This window comes from Psychromonas sp. (genome assembly GCF_983033635.1).
Genome location: NZ_CEZLMY010000263.1, coordinates 1 through 420 on the forward strand (window position 1 = coordinate 1; position 420 = coordinate 420).

Consider the following 420-nt stretch of genomic DNA (forward strand, 5'->3'; position numbering starts at 1 on the left):
CTTAGCCCTGAGTATTTACAATCTCATTCTAAAAACAAACACCTCAAATTATTGACGGCTGAGTAGTTACATTAATCTATCATTAGATCTTGCGCTTTTTGATATTGGTCGAGATCAAACAACTTGTCGCGAACAACCCAAAAACGCCCGTTCTTCCGGGCAATAACAACTTCTGGTGGACGCAGTCGATGCTCGTTGTTGACTACCTTAGTGGGGGCAGTATCGGTAAACGGACGGTGTCGGTCAATCAGATGCGGATTAATGAATTTCGACAAAAACTCAGCTTTATGGGCTTTAGTCGCTAGCGGCCAAACCTCGTTAATCTCCCCTCCCTGGTCACTGATATAGGTAACCTTGAGCTGCGGTTTATCAAACTTATTCTTTCCTGGCTCTAATCTCAGCGCGACGCATTTCATAATC

1 pseudogene is annotated in these 420 nt (G+C 44.0%); it reads right to left on the minus strand.

Features of this window, described 5'->3' with window-relative positions:
• Nucleotides 1-71 precede the first annotated feature (71 nt).
• Nucleotides 72-420: pseudogene (locus tag AC4GME_RS18175) on the minus strand (ATP-dependent helicase); the annotation flags it as partial.